This window comes from Candidatus Pelagibacter bacterium nBUS_27, from assembly GCF_051200985.1.
Taxonomy (GTDB): Bacteria; Pseudomonadota; Alphaproteobacteria; order Pelagibacterales; family Pelagibacteraceae; genus Pelagibacter.
Window position 1 is genome coordinate 1,187,940 of the sequence record NZ_CP172845.1, and the last position, 19,175, is coordinate 1,207,114.

A 19,175-nucleotide genomic window follows, 5' to 3' on the forward strand; every position below is an offset into this window, starting at 1 on the left:
TATTTAATATAATCCTCTAATATTATTTTTCAATTTGACAATTTATTAAATAAAGTTTTACCAATTATTGAAGGTGATTTTGCTACTGTAATGCCAGATTCTTCCATTTTCTTAATCTTATCTTCGGCGCCACCTTTTCCTCCTGAGATAATAGCTCCTGCATGGCCCATTCTACGTCCTGGTGGAGCTGTAATTCCAGCAATAAAACCAACAATTGGTTTTTTAATTTTGTGATTTTTAACAAATTCTGCAGCTTCTTCTTCTGCTGTACCCCCAATTTCTCCTATCATTAAAATAGACTCTGTTTCTTCGTCATTTAAAAACAAATCTAAACAATCAATAAAGTTTGTTCCATTTATTGGGTCGCCTCCAATACCAATACAAGTTGATTGGCCTAAACCGTTCTCAGTCGTTTGTGCAACTGCTTCGTAAGTGAGAGTTCCAGATCTAGATACAATTCCGACTGAACCTCTTTTATGAATATTTCCTGGCATAATTCCAATTTTGCATTCATCTGGCGTAATTATTCCTGGGCAATTTGGTCCAATCAATCTACTTTTAGAACCATTTAATTTTTGTCTAACTTTAAGCATATCCTGAACTGGAATACCCTCAGTAATGCAAACAATTAATTCTACAGATGCATCGATTGCCTCTATAATAGCTGCAGCAGCAAATTTAGCAGGAACATAAATCATTGATGCGTCCGCACCAACATTATTTTTTGCTTCAATAACACTATTAAAAACAGGTCTATCTAAATGCTTTTGACCACCTTTTTTAGGAGTTACTCCTCCAACTAAATTAGTTCCGTATTTAATTGCTTGCTCAGAATGAAAAGTACCATGTGCGCCTGTAAAACCTTGGCAAATTACTTTTGTGTTTTTGTTTACTAAAACAGACATATTATTTTATTGCCTCTACAATTTTTTTAGCTGCATCATCTAAATTTTCAGCAGATATCAATTTCAATCCTGAATTATCTAATATTTCTTTTCCTTCTTTGAAATTTGTTCCTGCAAGTCTAACAACTAATGGAACACTAATATTTATTTCTTTAGCAGCATCGACTACCCCTTGAGCAAGTACATCACATCTCATTATTCCCCCAAAAATATTAACTAAAATTCCCTTAACATTTTTATCAGATAGAATTATCTTTAAAGCCGCAGAAACTTTTTCTTTAGAAGCACCACCACCTACATCTAAAAAATTAGCTGGTTCTTTTCCATATAATTTAATTATATCCATTGTTGCCATAGCAAGTCCTGCTCCATTAACCATGCAGCCAATACTTCCATCTAATTTAATGTAAGCCAAATCATGTTTGCTTGCTTCTATTTCTGTTGGATCTTCTTCATTTAAATCTCTTAACTCAACAATTTCAGGGTGTCTAAATAAAGCGTTAGAATCAAAATTTACTTTTGCATCTAAGCAAATTATTTTTTCTTCTTTAGTTAAAATTAGGGGGTTAACTTCAACCATGTTTGCATCAGTATTTATAAACATTTGATAAATTGATTTTATTAGTGAAATTGCTTGTTTTTTTGCACTATCACTTAAGTTAAAGATTTTAACTATCTCCTCACATTCTTTATCTGAAATTTCATTATTTATATCAACTTTTGTTGTTATAATTTTTTCAGGTGAACTACTTGCTACCTCTTCAATATCCATCCCTCCTTGATCACTAGATATAAAAGCTATTTTAGAACTAGCTCTATCGACTAAACATGATAAATAAAACTCTTTATCTATATTTGACGACTCTTCAACGTAGAGTCTTTTAACTTCTCTACCCTCAGGACCTGTCTGATGGGTTACCAAAGTTTTTCCCATCAGTTCTTTTGCTGCATCAGTTAACTCTTCAATAGTATCTAAAATTTTTACTCCTCCAGCTTTACCTCTTCCACCCGCATGGATTTGTGCTTTTAATACATATTTTTTTGTATTTAATGATTTTGCTTTTTCTACTAATTCATCAACAGAAAGTGCAAACACACCCTCTGGAACGGTTGCACCATATTTCTTTAAAATTTGTTTGGCTTGATGTTCGTGAATGTTCATTATTACTTAGAAAGATCAGGATCTATTTTAGACGCTGCTTCCCAAAGAGCTTTGACTGCGTCAATGGAATGCATAAATTCTTTTTTTTCTTTATCATCTAAATCAATTTGCTCAATTTTCTCTACTCCATCTTTTCCTATAATTACTGGAACACCTGCATAAACATTGCTCACACCATACTCACCATTTAACTGAATAGCACATGGTAATAATTTTTTTTCATCATTTAAATATGCTTCTGCCATCTGAACTCCTGATGCTGCAGGCGCATAAAATGCAGATCCTTTTTCAAGGTATTTCACTATCTCAGCCCCACCATCTCTAGTTCTTTGATTTATTTCCTCTAATCTTTCTTTGGAAATTTTTCCCTCTTTTACTAAATCAAGCAAAGGTTTTCCTAAAACTTTTGTAAATCTAGGCATTGGTACCATAGTATCTCCATGTCCACCCATTACCATTGCATCTATTTCTTTTACAGGAACATTTAATTCTAAAGACAAAAATAATTTAAATCTTGAGCTATCTAAAATTCCAGCCATTCCAACAACCTTGTTAGCTGGTAAACCTGAAAATTTTTGAAATGCCATTACCATGACATCCAAAGGATTAGTAATACATATAACAAACGCGTTAGGGGCATTTTGCTTAATTCCTTCTGCTACTTGTTTAATAATTTTTAAATTAATTCCTAATAAGTCATCTCTGCTCATGCCTGGTTTTCTTGGTACACCAGCAGTAATAATTATTACATCAGAGTCTTTAATATCTTTATAGTCATCTGTGCCAGAAAATTTTACATTAAAACCATCAACTGATGAAGATTGCGCTATATCTAAAGCTTTTCCCTTTGCTATTCCGCTTGCAACATCAAACAAAACTACTTCGTTTACTAGCTCTTTTGTTCCAATTAAGTGTGCTAATGTTCCGCCTATTTGACCTGCACCAATTAATGATATTTTAGTCATGTTTTTCCTTATTTCATTGTTGGCATTACAAATTCCGCGTTTGAACGAATACCTGATGGCCATCTTGATGTTACTGTTTTTAATTTTGTATAAAATTTTATTCCTTCCATACCGTGCATTGCACTATCTCCAAATAAAGATCTTTTCCATCCTCCAAAACTATGAAACGCCATTGGAACCGGAATTGGAACATTAATACCAACCATACCTACTTGAATTTTACTTGCAAAAGTTCTGGCAGCATCTCCATCTCTAGTATAAATGCTTACTCCATTTCCATACTCATGATCATTAATCAATTTAGCTGCATCTTCGAAAGTTTTTACTCTAATAACTGATAGCACTGGTCCAAATATTTCCTCTTTATAAACTCTCATGTCTTTTGAAACATGATCAAATAAGCAACCACCAATATAAAAGCCATTTTCATAACCTTGGAGTTTTAAGTTTCTTCCATCTACAACTAGTTTTGCTTCCTCTTCAACACCTAGATCTACATAACTTTTAACTTTTGCTAAATGATCTTTAGTAACCAGGGGTCCCATTTCTGAAGTTTTATCCATGCCTGGACCAACTTTTAAAGCTTCAGCTTTTTTTGATAATCTCGAGACTAATTCATCACCTATGTCACCAACAGCCACCGCCACAGATTGGGCCATACATCTTTCGCCTGCGGAACCATAGGCTGCACCCATTAATCCATTTACAGCTCCATCTAAATCACAATCAGGCATAACCACTAAATGGTTTTTAGCTCCACCTAATGCCTGAACTCTTTTTTCATTTTTAGCTGAATTTTCATAAATGTATTTAGCAATAGGTGTTGATCCTACAAAACTTACCGCTTTTACATCTTTGTTTTCTAAAATTGCATCAACTGACTCTTTGTCTCCATTAATAACGTTAAATACACCATCTGGAAGCCCTGCTTCTGTAAGTAATTGTGCTAATTTGATTGCACATGAAGGATCTTTTTCCGAAGGCTTAAGTATAAATGTGTTTCCACATGCTATAGCTATTGGAAACATCCACATTGGAACCATTGCTGGAAAGTTAAAAGGTGTTATTCCAGCCACAACTCCTAACGGCTGTCTCATTGACCAGCTATCAACATTAGTTCCTACATTTTCTGAAAACTCACCTTTTAATAAATGAGGAATTCCACAAGCAAATTCAACTACCTCTAGTCCTCTTGTTAGTGAACCTTGGGCGTCATCATAAACTTTACCGTGCTCAGAAACTATTAATTTTGTTAGTTCATCCGAGTTTTTTTCAATTAATTCTTTAAATTTAAACATCACTCTTGCTCTTTGAAGAGGAGGTTTTAATGACCAAGTTTCAAAAGCTTTTTTAGCAACTTCAACTGCTTGATCTAAGTCTGATTTTGAAGCAAGTCTTACTTCAGATTCTTGTTCTCCAGTTGCAGGATTAAAAACTTTGCCCTTTTTATCTGATGAACCAGGAATAATTTTTCCACCAACGAAGTGCTCTATTAATTTCATGAATAGGGTCTTTTAGATCAAAAAAGCTTATTAGTCTATTTAAACATTGGCTGTAGCAATCATTTTTTTAATTTCAGCAATTGCTTTTGCTGGATTCAGGCCTTTTGGACAAGCATTTGTACAATTTAGAATAGTGTGACATCTATAAAGTTTTAATTCATCTGCAACTTTTTTTAATCTTGCTTTTCTCTCTTCATCTCTACTATCAATGATCCACCTATAAGCTTGAAGAAGAACTGCAGGACCTAAATATTTATCACCATTCCACCAGTAGCTTGGACAAGATGTTGAACAACATGCACACATAATACATTCATAGGCACCATCAAGTTTAGCTCTTTCTTCTTTTGATTGAACTATTTCAGTTGTTTCTTTCGTTGAATTATTTTTTAACCAAGGCTCAATTGATTGATATTGTTTGTAAAGCCCATCTAAATCCCCAATCAAATCTCTTTTAACTTTTAAGTGTGGTAAGGGATAAATATCTATATCACCATCAATTTCTGCATGAGGTGTGGTACATGCAAGGCCATTTTTACCTCCCATGTTCATAGCACAAGATCCGCAAACTCCATGTGCACAAGATCTTCGGTAAGCTAATGTTGGATCAATTTCATTCTTAATTTTATTAAGAATATCCAAAACTTTTGATGGACAATTATCCATATCCACTTCATAGGTATCTAACCTTGGGTTTTCTCCTGTGGACGGGTCCCATCTATAAACGTTAACTTTTCTTAAATTTTTTGAACCAGTTTTATCTTGATAATATTTACCCTTAGTTACTTCAGAATTTTTAGGTAAATTTATTTGAACCATTAATACACTCTTACTTGCGGTGGAAAATATTGTACTTCGTTTGTCAGAGTGGACTTATGTACTTCTCTATAGCCAATTTTTGTGTTCTTACCATCACACCAGGCAAGTGTATGTTGCATAAATTTTTCATCATCTCTTTTAGGATAATCTTCTCGAGCATGAGCTCCTCTACTTTCTTTTCTATTATATGCAGAGTCTACTGTCACTACAGCTTGTCTAATTAAATTATCAAATTCTAAAGTTTCTACTAAATCAGTATTAAATACTAATGATTTGTCTTTTACTGATATAGAATCTAATCCATCATAAGTTTTTCTTATTTCTTCAACTCCTTCTTTGAGAGTTTTTTCTGTTCTAAAAACTGCACATTTAGATTGCATTGTTTTCTGCATCGCTAGTCTTAATTCAGCTGTGCCGGTGTCTCCATCTGCATTTCTAATTTTATCAAATCTATCAATACATTTTTGTGTTTCATTCTCACTAATTTCTTCATGTGGTGCTCCAGGTTTAACCAGCTCAGCAGCTCTTTTTGCTGCTGCTCTTCCAAAAACAACTAAATCAATTAGAGAATTGGACCCCAATCTGTTTGCTCCATGAACTGAAACGCAGGCTGCTTCTCCAATAGCCATTAAGCCTGGCACTGTTTTTTCAGAACCATTCACTGTTAAAACTTCTCCTTTATAATTTGTCGGAATACCTCCCATATTATAATGAACAGTTGGCACAACTGGAATTGGTTCTTTGGTGACATCAACATTTGCAAATAATCTTGCAGCGTCAGTTATACCTGGCAATCTGCTTTCAATAATTTCTTTATCTAAATGACTTAAGTTAAGATGAACATGATCTTGATCTTTTCCAACTCCTCTTCCTTCATTAATTTCAATTGACATTGACCTACTTACTACATCCCTTGAAGCTAGATCTTTTGCATTAGGAGCATATCTTTCCATAAATCGCTCACCTTTAGAATTTGTAAGGTAACCTCCTTCACCTCTAGCTCCCTCAGTTATTAAAGTACCGTGACCATATATTCCTGTTGGATGAAATTGTACAAATTCCATATCTTGTAAAGGTAATCCAGCTCTAAGAACCATTGCATTACCATCGCCAGTGCAAGTGTGAGCTGAGGTTGCTGAGTAGTATACTTTTCCATAACCACCTGTTGCAATAATTACTGTATGTGCTCTAAATCTATGAATTGTTCCATCATTTAAATTCCATGCAATCAATCCTTTACACTCACCATCTTTCATCAATAAATCCAAAGCAAAATATTCTATAAAAAATTCAGTATTATGTTTTAGAGCTTGTCCATAAAGAGTATGCAATATTGCATGGCCCGTTCTATCAGCTGCCGCACAAGTTCTTTGCACTATTCCGTTTCCATAATTTTTAGTCATTCCACCAAATGGTCTTTGATAAATTTTCCCTTCTTCAGTTCTGCTAAATGGAACACCATATTTTTCTAGTTCAATTACTGCTTTTGGGGCTTCTTTACATAGGTACTCAATACTATCCTGATCACCCAACCAATCAGCACCTTTTACAGTATCGTACATGTGCCATCTCCAATCATCTTCACCCATATTTCCTAGAGCAGCTGAAATTCCACCTTGAGCAGCAGATGTATGGCTTCTTGTTGGAAAAACTTTTGAAATACAAGCTGTTTTTAATCCAGCCTCACTTAATCCTACAGCAGCTCTTAGACCAGATCCACCTGCTCCAAGGACAACAACATCGTATTCATGATCAATAATTTTATAAGAACTCATTAGTTTAGATTAAATAAAAAAATAATTGTTAATAATGGAATAATTATAGCAGAAATAAATAATAGTCTGTTTGCGACATATTTGATTTTATCCTCTGTTATATAATCTTCAAAAACCTCACTAATATTTAGTGCAGAAAAAAAGTAAGCAAAAATAATAAATAAGCTAAATAAAAATTTAGAAACTGAATTAGAAAAAAATTCTACTAATTCAAAATGATTTTGGTCATAAATTTCTATAAAATTTACTGCAAACCAAAACATTAACGGTAACAACATCACTGATGATATCTTTAAAAATACCCATTTTTTTGTAGCTAAATTCATATTAAATTTTTACCTATTAAATAAATCAAAATAGTTAATACAAATGATCCAAATATAACCATAAGACCTGTGATACGAGTTGTTTGTAATTCAAAACCATAGCCCATATCCATGACCAAGTGTCTAATTTCACTTAACATTTGGAAGCTAAAAGACCAAACTAAACCTATTGCAATAAATTTTCCAACTATAGAATTTAAGAATTGATTTATTAAACTATAATTTGCATCACCTAACACTAAAAAAGAAACCCAAATACAAATCAAAGTAATTGCAGCAATATTAATAATTCCTGTTATTCGGTGAGAAATAGATACTAATGATGAAATGTGCCACCTATAGATTTGTATATGTGGAGATAAAGGATTTTTATTTTCCATAAAAATTATTTTTAATTAATGTTTCTGCAATCTCAACTGCGTTTAAAGCTGCACCTCGTAAAAGATTATCTGAGACAATCCACATATTTAAGCCATTCCTTACTGTTTTGTCCTCTCTTATACGAGAAATAAAAGTTTCATCTTTTCCCTCAGCTTCAATAGGCGTTGAATAACCTTTGTCAGCTCTTTCATCAATTACTTTACATCCTTCAAAATTATCTAAGGCATCTCTAACTTTTTCTAATGAAAAAGAATTTTCAAATTCTATGTTAACTGACTCTGAATGAGAAACTAACACAGGCACTCTTACACAAGTAGCCGTTAAATCAATTTTGCTATCTAAAATTTTTTTTGTTTCATTTGTCATTTTAAGTTCTTCTTTTGTATAACCATCATCTGAAAATACATCTATGTGAGGAATTGCATTAAATGCGATTTGCTTTGTAAAGTTTTTAGACTCTATTTTATTATTTTGTAAAACTTGTTTTGTTTGCTCTATCAATTCATCCATGGGAGCCTTACCACCTCCTGAAACTGATTGATATGTTGAAACAACTATTCTTTTAATCTTAAATAAATCATGCAACGGCTTTAATGCTATGACAAGTTGAGCTGTCGAGCAGTTTGGATTTGCAATAATATTTTTCTTTATATTGTGTAAATGGTCTGAATTTACTTGAGGCACTATTAATGGTACATCTGGGTCCATTCTATAAAAACTTGAATTATCAATCACCAAAGAATGTTTTGCAGCAACTCCAGCAAAATTTTCTGAAATTTTTCCCCCTGCTGCAAAAAAAGTAATTTTTACTTTTGAAAAATCAAAAGTCTCTAAATCGATTACTTCATGCTCTTTTCCATTGAAAATAATTTTAGATCCTGCACTTCTAGATGATGCTAATAAATACAAATTATCTATAGCTAGATCTTTTCTTTCTAGAACTTCTAATATTTTTCTGCCTACATTACCAGTGGCTCCAACAATAGCTATATTCATGATTTTGTTAAAGTTTATACTAAATGAAAGGTAAATCGCAAACGTTTCCAGTACAAATATTGCCGTTTATCTCAGCTTTCACACTTAGAGACACTTCCCAGTAAGGCTTTTTAATCATTGCGATGCCAATTACTTTTTCGAAATGTGGTGAATAACATGCTGATCTTAATTCTCCAATAATGTTATTATTTTCATCTTTTAAGTCTAATGATCCTGATAAGCTGACCTCTTTAGCTTCAAATTTAATTCCCATAAGTTTTTTTTTAATTCCATTTAGTTTAACTTTTTTAAGATTTTCTTTTCCTAAAAAATTTATTTCATTATCTAATGAAACGTATTGATCAAAACCACATTCGAATGGATTATCATTATTGTCAAAATCATTTCCATACGAAAGCAATCCACTTTCAATTCTTTCAATTAAATTTGGGCAACCTGGTTTAACATTAAATTCTTTTCCTATCTCAAACAGGTGGTCATACAATCTCTGTCCTGATTGTGTGTCTTGAACATACACCTCATATCCCCCTTGTTTAGACCATCCAGATCTAGCAATTAAATGCTTTACTCCTTCAAAATCAAAATAACTAAAACCAAAAAATTTTAGTTCTTTAATTATTTTTCCAAATACTTTCTCCATTAAATCAAAAGATTTAGGACCTTGAACAGCAATAATATCAACAACTGGTTCAATAATTTTGACATCAAATTTATATCCAGATGCTAAACCTTTTGCAAAAAAAATCACATCTGAGTCAGCAATTGATATCCACCATTTATCTTCTGCTAACTTTAAGATTACAGGATCATTTACTAAATTTCCTGAACCATCAATAATTGGACAATAATAACATCTTCCTATTTTAGATTTTGATAAATCTCTACATGTCATCAATTGAACTAGTTTTGCAGAATCTTTTCCTTGAATTTCAACTTGTCGTTCAGCTGCAACATCCCAAACTTGAACATCTTTTTTTAAATGCTCATATGAGTCTTCGATAGATCCAAATGCTGCAGGTAAAAGCATATGATTATAAACCGTATAAGCAGTTACACCTTGTTTCTCTATTCTTGAAGTGTATGGAGTACTTCTAAGTCTCCTGGATTTTGCAATTGAATACTGTTTCATTTTTGTAAAAATTCTAAGACTTTTTCCCGCATTTCAAAAGCTTTTTCAATCATAATCATATGTCCACATTCATCAATAATGTGAGTTGTAGAATTATTAATCATATTTGCAAATTTTTTTCCTACTTCTATGTTAACCATTTTATCTAAGGAGCCCAAAACAAGCATGGTGGGACAATCAATTGTTTTTGCCGCATTTGAACCATTGCTGTAATTGTTGCAAGCAACAAGATCTACTCCTAATATTCTACTAATATCTTTCGGAGATTGGATTATTCTTTTTATAGGATTTCCACCTATAAATTTTTTTGACCCTTCGTAACCCCATTTCATCATTAATTTAACAGCATCTGAGTCTCCGTTTTGAGCTAGGTCTATTAAGTCTTGATTTACTGGCATTTTATAAGAGCCACCAACAAATACTAACTTGTTTATTCTGCTCTTATATTTATTTGAGTATTCAAGCATTTCCAAACACCCCTGAGAATGACCAATTAAAATAACTTGTTTTAATTCCAATTTAATAAATACTTTTTCTAACCAGTCTGCGATCTCTTCTATTGTGTGAAGACAGGGTCCCGCAGAATTACCATGTCCAGGAAGATCAACGGATAAAACATTGAAATTTCTATTTGCAAAAAATTGTTCAACTAAAGACCAAATTATATGAGAAAGACCACTGCCGTGAAGAAAAATAATAGTTTCTTTTTTATGATCTAATTCTTGACCAGCATCTGACGCATAAATACTTTTATTTTCTATCTCGAATATCAAATAATTTCCTAGAATTGCTTTCTTAATTCAAATTTCTGAATTTTTCCTGTTGATGTTTTTGGAAGTTCACAGAAAACAACTTTTTTGGGAACTTTAAATCCAGCTAAAGTTTCTTTACAAAAATCTATTAATTCCTTTTCCGTAACTAGTTTGTCTTTAACCATTTCTATAAATGCACAAGGAACTTCACCCCATTTATCATCTGGTTTAGCAACTACCGCTGCAATGGAAACAGATGGATGTTTTGCAAGTGTATTTTCAATTTCAATAGATGATATGTTTTCTCCTCCAGAAATAATTATATCTTTAGATCTATCCTGTATCTTAACGTATCCATCAGGATGCATAACAGCTAAATCACCTGTATGAAACCAGCCTCCAGCCATCGCTTTATCTGTTGCATCTTTATCTTTGAAATATCCCTTCATTACAATATTTCCTCTGATCATAATTTCACCAATAGTTTTTCCATCATGTGGAACTTGCTTCATTGTTTCAGGATCCATAACTGTAACCCCTTCAGTATTTGGATATCTAACGCCTTGTCGTGCTTTAATTTCATTCTGCTTATCTTCATCAAAATTGTTCCATTCATCATTCCAAGCACATTGCGTAACATGGCCATACGTTTCTGTTAAACCGTAAACATGCATTACTTCAAATCCTAAATCATTCATTTTCTTAAAAATGATACTGGGTGGAGGAGCTCCTGCTGTTAATACATGAACTTTGTGATTTAATTTTTTTCGATCACTCTCTGGGGCTCCTGTGATCATATTAAGTATAATTGGTGCACCACCAAAATGAGTTATTTTATATTTGTCTATTAATTCAAAAATTTTTTTAACATCTATATTTCTTAAACAAATGGTTCTTCCGTTTAACATTGGGATAGTCCAAGGATAACACCAGCCATTACAGTGAAACATTGGCACTATAGTTAGAAAATTTAGTCTATTCGGCATATTCCATGCAACTGAACTTCCAGTAGACATCAAGTACGCACCTCTATGATGATAAACAACTCCCTTTGGGTTACCTGTTGTTCCTGAAGTGTAACTTAAGGAAATAGCCTGCCATTCATCCTCTGGCATTTTCCAATCATAATTTTCATCACCAGTATCTAAAAAATCTTCATATTCATATTCACCAATCTTTTCCAACTTTGATTGATCTGCATATTTGTCATTTATATCAATAATAATAATTTTTTTATCTATCATGCTTAAAGCTTTTTTAACTTCTACATGAAGTTGTCTGTCCACAACTAATACTTTAGCTTCACTATGGTCTAATATATAGGCAATAGTGTTTGCATCCAATCTAACATTAATTGTGTTTAGCACTCCACCAGTCATTGGAACTGAATAATGTGCCTCAAAAATTTCAGGAGTATTAAACGCTAAAAATGAAACTGTATCTCCTTTACTAATTCCAATTTTTGATAATGCGCTAGCAAATTTTACTGACCTCTTATAAACTTCTGACCAAGTATACTTTCTATCTTCATAAACTATTGCTTCATAATTGGGATAAACATCTTTAGCTCTTTCTAAAAAAGTTAATGGAGAAAGAGGAATATGATTAGCTTTGTTCTTATCTAAATTTACATCGTAACTACTCATAATTAATTGAATTTAAAATTCATTATATTTGAACTTCCAGATATTGCAGACTTATAATGAAATTCAGCTCTTGGTAACACTTTATCAAAATAAAATTTTGCTGTATTTATTTTATCTTCATAAAATTCTTTATTAGTTTCATAATCAGTAAAACTTACTTCTAATACCTTAATCCAAGAGTATGCTATTGATACATAACCAAGTGTTTTTAAATAATCATTTGCAGCAGCACTAACATCATCTTTCTCAAATTTAGATTTATCTTCAATCCAGCCTGTAAATTTATACAAAATATCTAAGTAATAATTTAATTCCTTGGAATATGACTTCACTTTTTCATTCTTGCTATCACTTTCACTTTTAATCAAGTCTAGAAATTTTTGAATTATATTTCCATTTTTATTTGAAAGTTTTCTAAAAACTAAATCAGCTGCCTGAACTGAATTTGTTCCTTCATAAATTGGTGTAATTCTATTGTCTCTATATAATTGTTCAATTCCTTGATCTTTTGTGTATCCATATCCTCCATGAATTTGCATAGCATCATTAGTTATTTCCATTGCCAGATCAGTAAATAGTGATTTAACAACAGGGGTCATTAACGAAACATAATCGGAAGCCTCCTGTTTTATTTTATCGTCTGGATGATAAAGACTAACTTCTGTTTGTTGTGAAAGCCAAAAACAAAGGGCTCTTTCTCCTTCGATTATTGACTTCATGTTTAACAATGATTTTCTTATATCCGCATGTTCAATTATAAAATCTGCACCATTTGTTGATTTTGTATTATTAGTTTTGCCTTGTTTTCTCTCTTTAGCGTAAGCCAGAGAATTTTGATATGCTATTTCAGAAATACCCAAGCCTTGAATACCAACAACAATTCTCTCTAAATTCATCATAGTAAACATGGCATTCAAGCCCTTGTCTTTTGATCCAATCATGTAACCAGTTGCCTCATCAAAATTCAAAACACATGTTGCAGAGCCTTTAATACCCATTTTACTTTCAATAGATCCTGTGGATATTCCATTTCTTTGTCCTATTGTTCCATCTTCATTTACAATAAATTTTGGAACTAAAAATAAACTTATACCTTTTGTTCCTGCTGGTGAATCTGTTGATCTAGCTAAAACTAAATGAATTATATTTTCTGTTAAATCGTGATCACCTGATGTGATAAAAATTTTTTGACCACTTATTTTATAAGTACCGTCAGTTTGATGACTAGCTTTTGTCTTTAATAACCCTAAATCTGTTCCACATACTGGCTCTGTTAAACACATTGTGCCACTCCATTTTCCTTCAACCATTTTTGGTAAGTATTTCTCCTTAATTTCTTCAGGAGCATGGTGATTAATACAATTGTAGGCACCAATACTTAATTCGCTATATAATTTAAATGAGAGGCTTGCTGACGAAAGCATTTCATCAAAAAATCCACTTACTGTTTTAGGCATACCTTGACCACCATATTTTGGATCACAAGATAATGATGTCCAACCATCTTCAATATATTTTTGGTAAGCTTCTTTGTAGCCTGGAGGTGTTCTCACTACTCCATTTTCTAAAACAGCAGGATTTTCATCTCCTATCTTTGCTAACGGTAAGATTAAATTTTGATTAATTTTTGCTGCTTCTTCTAAAATATCTTTTACTAAATCTAAACTAACTTCATCATATTTTTTTAAATCATTGTAGTTTTTGTTATTTCTTAATTTTTCAAAAAGAAATAGCATATCTTCTACTGGCGCAGTATAACTTGGCATAATTTAAGCTTAGAATAATTCTAAGATTATTGCAATTTTGAAATTATCGCATCACCCATCTCAGAGGTTGATGTTTCTTTCATACCTTCTGATAGAATATCTTTTGTTCTAAGACCATCATTTAATACGTCTTGAACTGCTTTTTCTAAAGCGTCTGCTTCATTATCAAGATCTAATGAATATCTAAGAGCCATTGCAAAACTTAATATTGATGCAATCGGATTGGCTATTCCTTTGCCTGCAATATCTGGTGCTGATCCATGAATAGGTTCATACATAGCTCTCATTTCACCATCTTTATTTTTTGCCCCTAATGATGCAGATGGTAGAAGTCCTAAAGACCCTGTAAGCATTGAAGCTTGATCTGATAACATATCACCAAATAGATTATCAGTTACTATCACATCAAACTGTTTTGGGTTTCTTAAAAGCTGCATTGCACAATTGTCAGCAAGCATATGACTTAATTCTACATCCTTGTACTCTTTATCGTGAAGTTCTTGAACCTCTTCTTTCCAAAGCTGTCCTGCCTCCATTACATTTGATTTTTCACATGATGTTACTTTATTTGATCTTTTTTTAGCTAAATCAAAAGCAACTCTTGCTACTCTGGTAATTTCACTAGTTGTGTATGTATGGGTGTTAATTCCTTTTCTTTCACCATTATCAATTGGCTTAATACCTCTTGGCTCACCAAAATATATTCCACCCGTCAATTCTCTTACTATCATTATGTCTAAGCCTGATACAATTTCTGGCTTTAATGTTGATGCATCAACTAATTGTTCAAAACAAATAGCAGGTCTTAAATTAGCGAATAACTTTAATTCTTTTCTAAGTTTTAATAATGCTCTTTCAGGTTTTTTTGAAAATTCTAAATTATCCCACTTAGGACCTCCAACAGCACCAAGCATAACCACTTCACTTTCTAAAGCTTTGTAAAATACTTCGTCCGTTATAGGTGTACCATGTTTATCATAAGAACAACCTCCAGCAAGATCCACATCTATTTCGAAATCTAATGATTTATTATCATTGAACCAATTAATAATTTTTTTTACTTCACCAATGACTTCAGGCCCAATACCATCACCTGGCAATAAAAGTATTTTTCTTTTTTTTACTTTAATCATTAAAAATCCATGGTTTTTTGTTTTTTAGGTCTGTTTCAAAATTTTCAATTTTGTCTGACTTTTTAAGAGATAGAGCAATATCATCTAATCCCTCTAGCAAACACTTTTTCTTAAATGGATCTATATCAAATTTAATTTCATTATTTCCATAAACAATTTTTTCATCATTCAAATCAACTGAAATTTCTTCTTTTCTATTTGCATATTCTGATAGCTCTTTAATTTTTTCTTCTTCTAAAATTATAGGCAAAATTCCATTTTTAAAACAATTGCTATAAAAAATATCTGCATAACTAGAACTAATTACACATGTTATCCCAAAGTCTAATAATGCCCAAGGTGCGTGCTCTCTAGAAGAGCCACATCCAAAATTTTTACCAGCAATTAAAATTTTTGAATCATTGTATGGACTTTGATTTAAAACAAAATCATTAATTTCTTTGCCTTGATCGTCATATCTCATTTCAAAAAATAAATTTTTTCCAAGTCCAGTTCTTTTTATTGTTTTTAAAAATTGTTTTGGAATGATCATGTCTGTATCAATATTTACTATAGGTAAATATGCAGGTACGCTTTTTAATGTATTAAATTTTTGCATTAGTTTTGATACTTTCTTACATCATCTAGATTTCCAGATATTGCTGCTGCAGCTGCCATACCAGGACTTACTAAGTGTGTTCTACCACCTCTTCCTTGTCGTCCTTCAAAATTTCTGTTAGACGTAGAAGCACATCTTTCCTCAGGTTTTAATTTATCAGCATTCATTGCTAAACACATTGAACATCCTGGCTCTCTCCATTCGAAACCAGAATTTACGAATATTTTATCCAAACCTTCTTGTTCTGCTTGCTCTTTTACTAAGCCAGAACCTGGAACAACCATTGCATTCACATGTGATGATATTTTTTTATCTTTTAAAATTTTAGCTGCTTCTCTTAAGTCTTCTATTCTGCCATTAGTACAGCTTCCAATAAACACTTTATCTATTTTAATATCTTTAGCTGCCATATCTGGTTTTAAGCCCATGTATTTTAAAGCTCTTTCAATAGAATTCTTTTTATCCTCATCGCTTTCATTTTGAGGGCTAGGAACTTTACCATCTATAGTAATTACATCTTGAGGAGAAGTCCCCCAAGTAATCATTGGTAAAATTTCATCTGCATTTAAATTCAGCTCTTGATCAAAACTTGCATCTGCATCAGTTTTAAGAGTGTTCCAATAGTTTAAAGCTTTTTCCCAATTATCTCCTTTTGGAGACATAGGTTTTCCTTTTAAGTAATTAAATATTTTTTCATCTGGTGCTATTAAGCCCGCTCTTGCTCCACCTTCTATTGTCATATTACAAATAGTCATTCTTTGCTCAACGCTTAAAGATCTAATTAAATCACCAGCATATTCTATAACAGAACCTGTTCCACCAGCTGTTCCAATCTTTCCAATAATTTGAAGTATTACATCTTTTGAAGTTACGCCTAGAGGTAATTGACCATTAACATTTATTCTAAAATTTTTTGCTTTTTTTTGAACTAATGTTTGTGTTGCCAAAACATGTTCAACCTCAGATGTCCCAATCCCAAATGCTAAAGAGCCAAAGGCACCATGTGTTGCAGTGTGACTATCACCACAAACTATCACTGTTCCTGGCTGAGTAAAACCTTGTTCAGGTCCAATTATATGAACTATCCCTTGTCGTTTATCAGCCATCCCAAAAAGTTGAACTCCAAATTCTTTGCAATTAGCTTCTAGAGTGTCTACTTGTATTTTAGACTCTGCATCGGCTATTCCTTTTGTTCTATCTGTTGTAGGCACATTGTGATCAGCTACAGCTAATGTCAAATTAGGATGTCTAACTTTTCTATTTGAATTTCTTAAACCTTCAAATGCTTGTGGGCTAGTAACTTCATGAACTAAATGTCTATCAACAAAAAGTAATGCTGTACCATCCTCTTGTTGATCAACTAAGTGATCGTTCCAAATTTTATCGTAAAGAGTAGTGGACATTGAAAAAAAAATTATTTTTTTTCTGAAGGGCTTTCTGATTTTTGTTCTTCTTTAACAACTTCAGTTGCTGGAGCTTCTTCTTTAGGAGCCTCTGCTGCTGGTGCCGCTTCTTTAGGAGCCTCTGCTACAGGCGCTAAATTTTCTTCAGTTACAGTTTCTGGCTTTACATCAACATCAATTCCAATTTTTTTTCTTATCTTTTCTGCAATCCTTGCTGATTTACCTGTTCTGTCTCTTAGATAATATAATTTAGCTCTTCTTACTTTTCCTGATCTTATTACTTTTATTGAATCTATTAGTGTTCCATATAATGGGAATGTTCTTTCAACACCTTCTCCAAATGAAATTTTTCTAACTGTAAAAGATGAATTTAAATCTCTACTTTTTTTAGCAATACAAACACCTTCAAAATATTGAATTCTCTCTTTTTTACCTTCTGTAATTCTAACACCAACTTTTACAACGTCTCCTGGATAAAAATCTGGAATTTTTTTCTCTGATAGTATTTTTTTAACGTTATGTTGGTTTATTTCTTCAATTGTTTTCATATCAATATTTATCAAGTTAATTCTTCTTATATTTTTGCCATAAATCTGGTCTTCGGTCGCGTGTTATAGCCTCAGATTGAGATAAACGCCAGTCTTTAATTTTACTGTGATCACCAGATAATAAGACCTCAGGAACAGCTTTTTCCTCCCAAATTTGAGGTTTTGTGTACTGTGGATACTCTAATAACCCATTTTCAAAACTTTCATCTGTTTTAGAGTTTTCATTACCTAAAACACCAGGCAAAAGTCTTAATATACTATCAATGACAACAAATGCTGCTGTTTCGCCTCCTGATAAAATATAATCTCCAATACTTATTTCCTCTATATTTCTAGTAGATAACACTCTTTCATCAACTCCTTCAAAATGACCACAAATGAATGATGTTGATTTATCATTTGATAATTCTTGAGCATAATTTTGATCAAATTTTTTACCTTTAGGTGATAAGTAAATTATTCTTCCACCTTCAATTTTATTTTGATCTAAAGATTTTGCTAAGATATCTGCTTTTAAAAGCATTCCAGAACCTCCACCATACGGAGTGTCATCAACTGTTTTATGCTTATCTTCAGCTGCATCTCTAATGTTTACAATATTTAAATCCCATAACTTTTTAGATAAAGCTTTTCCGTATAGGCCTTTTGATAAAGGCCCAGGAAAAACTTCTGGATAAAGTGTAAACACTTGAGCTTGCCACATAAATAATCTTTTAAATTATTTTTGTTCTTCTTTAGGAGCCTCTGCTGCTGGTGCCGCTTCTGCTGCTGGAGCTTCTTCTTTAGGAGCCTCTGCTGCTGGTGCCGCTTCTGCTGCTGGAGCTTCTTCTTTAGGAGCCTCTGCTGCTGGTGCCGCTTCTGCTGCTGGAGCTTCTTCTTTAGGAGCCTCTGCTGCTGGTGCCGCTTCTGCTGCTGGAGCTTCTTCTTTAGGAGCCTCTGCTGCTGGTGCCGCTTCTGCTGCTGGTGCTTCTTCTTTAGGAGCCTCTGCTGCTGGTGCCGCTTCTGCTGCTGGTGCTTCTGTCTTCGGTGCAGCTGCTGGTGCTGCTTCACCTTCTTTGTTTCTTTCTTTTTTTGGAACTGCCTTTTTCGGGTTGTTACCATTTGCAGGCATTGGCATTAATTCATTTTCACCTAAAATTCTAGCAACTCTAGTTGTTGGTTGTGCACCTTGACCCAACCAGTACTTAATTCTTTCAGCTTCAAGACCAACTCTCTCCTTTTTCTCTTTAGGTAAAAGAGGGTTGAAAAATCCCACCTTCTCAATAAATCTTCCATCTCTTGCAAAACGACTATCTGCTACAACAACTTTGTAAACAGGTCGTTTCTTTGTTCCACCTCTTGATAATCTTAGTTTTAACATTTGTTCTCC

The 19,175-nt window shown here is 32.8% G+C and carries 19 protein-coding genes; all 19 read right to left on the reverse strand.

Translation table 11 applies throughout. The annotated features are described in order from the left end of the window. Positions 1 to 29: 29 nt before the first annotated feature. Genes sucD through rpsP form a run of 19 tightly spaced genes read right to left on the reverse strand, consistent with a single transcriptional unit; the run spans position 30 to position 19,166 of the window. Positions 30 to 905 (reverse strand): succinate--CoA ligase subunit alpha, encoded by an 876-nt coding sequence (sucD, locus tag ACIJYG_RS06370; RefSeq protein WP_435096500.1) that lies wholly within the window; start codon positions 903 to 905, stop codon positions 30 to 32. A 1-nt stretch (position 906) separates the two neighbouring features. Beyond that, entirely contained in the window at positions 907 to 2,067 is a 1,161-nt protein-coding gene (sucC, locus tag ACIJYG_RS06375) for an ADP-forming succinate--CoA ligase subunit beta (RefSeq protein ID WP_435096503.1), read from the reverse strand. 2 nt (positions 2,068 to 2,069) lie between these two features. After that, a complete protein-coding gene (gene mdh / locus ACIJYG_RS06380; RefSeq protein WP_435088169.1) occupies positions 2,070 to 3,032 on the reverse strand; it encodes a malate dehydrogenase in 963 nt (320 codons plus the stop codon). Positions 3,033 to 3,040: 8 nt separating this feature from the next. Beyond that, positions 3,041 to 4,534 (reverse strand): CoA-acylating methylmalonate-semialdehyde dehydrogenase, encoded by a 1,494-nt coding sequence (locus ACIJYG_RS06385; RefSeq protein ID WP_435096506.1) that lies wholly within the window; start codon positions 4,532 to 4,534, stop codon positions 3,041 to 3,043. Positions 4,535 to 4,573: 39 nt separating this feature from the next. Continuing rightward, complete coding sequence (locus ACIJYG_RS06390; protein ID WP_435096509.1) at positions 4,574 to 5,353, reverse strand: succinate dehydrogenase iron-sulfur subunit; 780 nt, start codon at positions 5,351 to 5,353, stop codon at positions 4,574 to 4,576. Next, the gene (sdhA, locus tag ACIJYG_RS06395) at positions 5,353 to 7,128 is read right to left on the reverse strand and encodes a succinate dehydrogenase flavoprotein subunit (RefSeq protein WP_435096512.1); all 1,776 of its coding nucleotides are present in this window, start codon (positions 7,126 to 7,128) and stop codon (positions 5,353 to 5,355) included. Before sdhA ends, ACIJYG_RS06390 begins: the two co-directional genes overlap by 1 nt. Beyond that, a complete protein-coding gene (sdhD, locus tag ACIJYG_RS06400) occupies positions 7,128 to 7,454 on the reverse strand; it encodes a succinate dehydrogenase, hydrophobic membrane anchor protein (RefSeq protein WP_435088175.1) in 327 nt (108 codons plus the stop codon). Before sdhD ends, sdhA begins: the two co-directional genes overlap by 1 nt. Then, positions 7,451 to 7,834, reverse strand: coding sequence for a succinate dehydrogenase, cytochrome b556 subunit (gene sdhC / locus ACIJYG_RS06405; protein ID WP_435096515.1), 384 nt, complete (start codon positions 7,832 to 7,834; stop codon positions 7,451 to 7,453). Before sdhC ends, sdhD begins: the two co-directional genes overlap by 4 nt. Then, positions 7,824 to 8,831 carry an aspartate-semialdehyde dehydrogenase gene (locus ACIJYG_RS06410; RefSeq protein ID WP_435096518.1) on the reverse strand — a complete coding sequence of 336 codons (1,008 nt, stop codon included), beginning with the start codon at positions 8,829 to 8,831 and terminating at the stop codon, positions 7,824 to 7,826. The genes sdhC and ACIJYG_RS06410 overlap by 11 nt, the downstream gene beginning before the upstream one ends. Before the next feature lie 19 nt (positions 8,832 to 8,850). Beyond that, entirely contained in the window at positions 8,851 to 9,960 is a 1,110-nt protein-coding gene (locus tag ACIJYG_RS06415; protein WP_435088180.1) for a dimethylsulfoniopropionate demethylase, read from the reverse strand. Then, positions 9,957 to 10,733, reverse strand: coding sequence for an alpha/beta fold hydrolase (locus ACIJYG_RS06420; protein WP_435088182.1), 777 nt, complete (start codon positions 10,731 to 10,733; stop codon positions 9,957 to 9,959). Before ACIJYG_RS06420 ends, ACIJYG_RS06415 begins: the two co-directional genes overlap by 4 nt. Positions 10,734 to 10,741: 8 nt before the next feature. Further along, entirely contained in the window at positions 10,742 to 12,358 is a 1,617-nt protein-coding gene (locus ACIJYG_RS06425; protein ID WP_435096521.1) for an acyl-CoA synthetase, read from the reverse strand. Between the two features lie 2 nt (positions 12,359 to 12,360). Then, complete coding sequence (locus tag ACIJYG_RS06430; protein WP_435096524.1) at positions 12,361 to 14,124, reverse strand: acyl-CoA dehydrogenase family protein; 1,764 nt, start codon at positions 14,122 to 14,124, stop codon at positions 12,361 to 12,363. Positions 14,125 to 14,150: 26 nt separating this feature from the next. Then, complete coding sequence (gene leuB / locus ACIJYG_RS06435; RefSeq protein ID WP_435088188.1) at positions 14,151 to 15,257, reverse strand: 3-isopropylmalate dehydrogenase; 1,107 nt, start codon at positions 15,255 to 15,257, stop codon at positions 14,151 to 14,153. Further along, entirely contained in the window at positions 15,250 to 15,855 is a 606-nt protein-coding gene (gene leuD, locus ACIJYG_RS06440) for a 3-isopropylmalate dehydratase small subunit (RefSeq protein WP_435088190.1), read from the reverse strand. The genes leuB and leuD overlap by 8 nt, the downstream gene beginning before the upstream one ends. After that, on the reverse strand, positions 15,855 to 17,258 hold the full coding sequence (leuC, locus tag ACIJYG_RS06445) for a 3-isopropylmalate dehydratase large subunit (RefSeq protein ID WP_435096527.1): 1,404 nt from the start codon (positions 17,256 to 17,258) through the stop codon (positions 15,855 to 15,857). Before leuC ends, leuD begins: the two co-directional genes overlap by 1 nt. 11 nt (positions 17,259 to 17,269) lie before the next feature. Next, the gene (gene rplS / locus ACIJYG_RS06450) at positions 17,270 to 17,806 is read right to left on the reverse strand and encodes a 50S ribosomal protein L19 (protein ID WP_435096530.1); all 537 of its coding nucleotides are present in this window, start codon (positions 17,804 to 17,806) and stop codon (positions 17,270 to 17,272) included. A 16-nt stretch (positions 17,807 to 17,822) separates the two neighbouring features. Continuing rightward, positions 17,823 to 18,509, reverse strand: a complete 687-nt coding sequence (trmD, locus tag ACIJYG_RS06455) for a tRNA (guanosine(37)-N1)-methyltransferase TrmD (protein ID WP_435088196.1) — start codon at positions 18,507 to 18,509, stop codon at positions 17,823 to 17,825. A gap of 15 nt (positions 18,510 to 18,524) precedes the next feature. Continuing rightward, the gene (rpsP, locus tag ACIJYG_RS06460; protein ID WP_435096533.1) at positions 18,525 to 19,166 is read right to left on the reverse strand and encodes a 30S ribosomal protein S16; all 642 of its coding nucleotides are present in this window, start codon (positions 19,164 to 19,166) and stop codon (positions 18,525 to 18,527) included. Positions 19,167 to 19,175 lie beyond the last annotated feature (9 nt).

Coding starts and splice junctions, on each gene's coding strand:
- sucD (WP_435096500.1), bottom strand. CDS start 905: ATGTCTGTTTTAGTAAACAAAAACACAAAAGTAATTTGCCAAGGTTTT.
- sucC (WP_435096503.1), bottom strand. CDS start 2,067: ATGAACATTCACGAACATCAAGCCAAACAAATTTTAAAGAAATATGGT.
- mdh (WP_435088169.1), bottom strand. CDS start 3,032: ATGACTAAAATATCATTAATTGGTGCAGGTCAAATAGGCGGAACATTA.
- ACIJYG_RS06385 (WP_435096506.1), bottom strand. CDS start 4,534: ATGAAATTAATAGAGCACTTCGTTGGTGGAAAAATTATTCCTGGTTCA.
- ACIJYG_RS06390 (WP_435096509.1), bottom strand. CDS start 5,353: ATGGTTCAAATAAATTTACCTAAAAATTCTGAAGTAACTAAGGGTAAA.
- sdhA (WP_435096512.1), bottom strand. CDS start 7,128: ATGAGTTCTTATAAAATTATTGATCATGAATACGATGTTGTTGTCCTT.
- sdhD (WP_435088175.1), bottom strand. CDS start 7,454: ATGAATTTAGCTACAAAAAAATGGGTATTTTTAAAGATATCATCAGTG.
- sdhC (WP_435096515.1), bottom strand. CDS start 7,834: ATGGAAAATAAAAATCCTTTATCTCCACATATACAAATCTATAGGTGG.
- ACIJYG_RS06410 (WP_435096518.1), bottom strand. CDS start 8,831: ATGAATATAGCTATTGTTGGAGCCACTGGTAATGTAGGCAGAAAAATA.
- ACIJYG_RS06415 (WP_435088180.1), bottom strand. CDS start 9,960: ATGAAACAGTATTCAATTGCAAAATCCAGGAGACTTAGAAGTACTCCA.
- ACIJYG_RS06425 (WP_435096521.1), bottom strand. CDS start 12,358: ATGAGTAGTTACGATGTAAATTTAGATAAGAACAAAGCTAATCATATT.
- ACIJYG_RS06430 (WP_435096524.1), bottom strand. CDS start 14,124: ATGCCAAGTTATACTGCGCCAGTAGAAGATATGCTATTTCTTTTTGAA.
- leuB (WP_435088188.1), bottom strand. CDS start 15,257: ATGATTAAAGTAAAAAAAAGAAAAATACTTTTATTGCCAGGTGATGGT.
- leuD (WP_435088190.1), bottom strand. CDS start 15,855: ATGCAAAAATTTAATACATTAAAAAGCGTACCTGCATATTTACCTATA.
- leuC (WP_435096527.1), bottom strand. CDS start 17,258: ATGTCCACTACTCTTTACGATAAAATTTGGAACGATCACTTAGTTGAT.
- rplS (WP_435096530.1), bottom strand. CDS start 17,806: ATGAAAACAATTGAAGAAATAAACCAACATAACGTTAAAAAAATACTA.
- trmD (WP_435088196.1), bottom strand. CDS start 18,509: ATGTGGCAAGCTCAAGTGTTTACACTTTATCCAGAAGTTTTTCCTGGG.
- rpsP (WP_435096533.1), bottom strand. CDS start 19,166: ATGTTAAAACTAAGATTATCAAGAGGTGGAACAAAGAAACGACCTGTT.